Source organism: Streptomyces sp. E2N166 (genome assembly GCF_003671715.1).
Lineage (GTDB): Bacteria > Actinomycetota > Actinomycetes > Streptomycetales > Streptomycetaceae > Streptomyces > Streptomyces thinghirensis.
On the sequence record NZ_RAIF01000006.1, the window covers coordinates 217,342 to 219,680 of the forward strand.

The 2,339-nt window shown below is 66.7% G+C and carries 1 protein-coding gene; it reads left to right on the forward strand.

The genetic code is table 11. The features are described from left to right. Positions 1 to 2,339: condensation domain-containing protein (locus EBH09_RS38400; RefSeq protein ID WP_238697132.1), on the forward strand; the 2,339-nt coding region annotated here is incomplete at both ends.

The window sequence follows — 2,339 nt, forward strand, 5'->3', positions numbered from 1 at the left end:
ACGCCCTCACCCAAGCACTCCACGACCTCACCACCCGCCACGAAACCCTCCGCACCCTCTACACCGAGGACCACCGCGGCGCCCACCAGACCATCCTCCCCGCCAGCCAGGCCGAAGTCGCGCTCCCCATAACTGACACCGACGAGAAGGCACTCAGCCAGGAACTCGCCGAAGCCGCCGCACACACCTTTGACCTGACCAGCGAAATACCCATCCGCGCCGCGCTGTTCCGCCTCAACGACAACGAGCACGTACTCCTCCTGCTCCTCCACCACATCGCCAGCGACGCATGGTCCATAACGCCACTGGCTCGGGATCTCACCACGGCCTATACCGCTCGCAGCCGGAGTCAGCCGCCGCAGTGGAACCAGCTCCCTGTGCAGTACGCCGACTATGCACTGTGGCAGCACGATGTTCTCGGTTCGGACGAGGACAGCGACAGCGGAATCTCGCGGCAGCTCGACTACTGGCGAAAGCAGTTGGACGGCATTCCGGATCAGCTCGACCTTCCCACTGATCGCCCGCGGCCCGCCGTAGCCTCCTATCAGGGCGGCCTCGTCAGCTTCACCATTCCGCCCCACATTCATGAGCGGCTGAAGGGGCTCGCCCGGGACAACCACAGCAGCGTGTTCATGGTGATCCAGGCCGCCGTCGCCGCGCTGCTCACCCGGCACGGCGCCGGTCACGACATCCCCATCGGCACTCCCATCACCGGACGCACCGACGACGCCGTCGAGGAGCTGGCCGGCTTCTTCCTCAACACACTCGTGCTACGCACCGACACAAGCGCCAACCCGACGTTCCAGGAGCTTCTGCGCCGCGTGCGGGAGACCGACCTCGACGCGTACACCCATCAGGATCTTCCCTTCGAACGTCTCGTCCAGCACCTCAACCCCACCCGCAGCCTGGCCCACCACCCCCTCTTCCAGGTGATGCTGACCGTGCGCAACGCGCACATGAGCGGGGAGGACCAACCGCTGTTCCAGTTGCCCGGCCTGTCCGTCCAGCTGGAACCCAACGAGTCACCCGCAGCCCGGTTCGATCTGTCGTTCTTCTTCGACGAGCCCGCAGGCGAGATGCCCGGGGGTATGCCCGGAGGCGTAACGTTCAGCACCGACCTCTTCGATGCCGACACCGTACGGGCACTCACCGACCGTCTTCTGCGCGTCCTCGACATGGTCACGACGCATCCAGACACACCACTGAACCAGCTCGACATACTGAGCGCCGAACAACGGCGGCAGCTCCTCGTGGACTGGAACGGCATCACTCGGGAGATTCCGGCCAAGTCCGTCATCGCGCAGTTCGAGGAGCAGGCGGCCAGGACCCCTAACGCCACCGTGCTGTCCTGCGACGGCCAGGGCCTGACGTACGCCGAGCTCGACGGCCGTGCCAACCGGCTGGCCCGGCTGCTGGCCGAGCGTGGCGCATGCGCTGAACGCTTCGTCGCGGTCGCCCTGCCGCGCTCACTCGACCTGGTAGTCAGTCTGCTCGCCGTACTCAAGGCGGGGGCGGCATACCTGCCCATCGACCCCGACTACCCCGCGGACCGCATCACGTACATGCTGGGCGACGCAGGCACCGTCCTCGCGCTGGCGACCGAGGAGACCGCGCCCCGACTGCGGGACGCTGAGGGGCGGCATTATGTCCGCACGATGCTCCTGGACGACGCTCGCACAGTTCACGCACTGCAGTCCGCATCAGCCGAGCCCCTGACCACGACCGACCTGCACGGCCCTGAGCCGACGCCCGACAGCCCGGCGTACATCATCTACACCTCCGGCTCGACCGGACGGGCCAAGGGCGTTGTCGTACCGCTGCGCGGCCTGAGCAACTTTCTCATGGACATGCAGGACCGTTTCACGCTGACCACGAACGATCATCTGCTCTCCGTGACCACCGTCAGCTTTGACATCGCCGGGCTGGAGATCTTCCTGCCACTGCTGGCAGGTGCGCAAGTCACGCTCGTCCACAAGCGCACCGTGCAGGAACCTGATGCCCTCCGGCGCCTCATCGTCGGCACCCGGGCCACCCACCTTCAGGCCACCCCCAGCCTCTGGCGCGAGCTCGCCGCAGCGGGTGCCCTCGATCCGGGGCAGCTGCATGTCCTGGTGGGCGGAGAGGCTCTGCCGGGCACGCTGGCGACCGACCTGCATGACGTCGGCTTGTCCGTGACCAACCTCTACGGCCCGACCGAGGCGACCATTTGGGCAACCGCCGCCGAACTCGACAGCACCACCTTGGCCGACCCTCCCATCGGACAGCCGGTGGCCAACACCGCTGCATACGTCCTTGACCACGCACTGAATCCAGTGGCGCCCGGAGTCACGGGCGAGCTC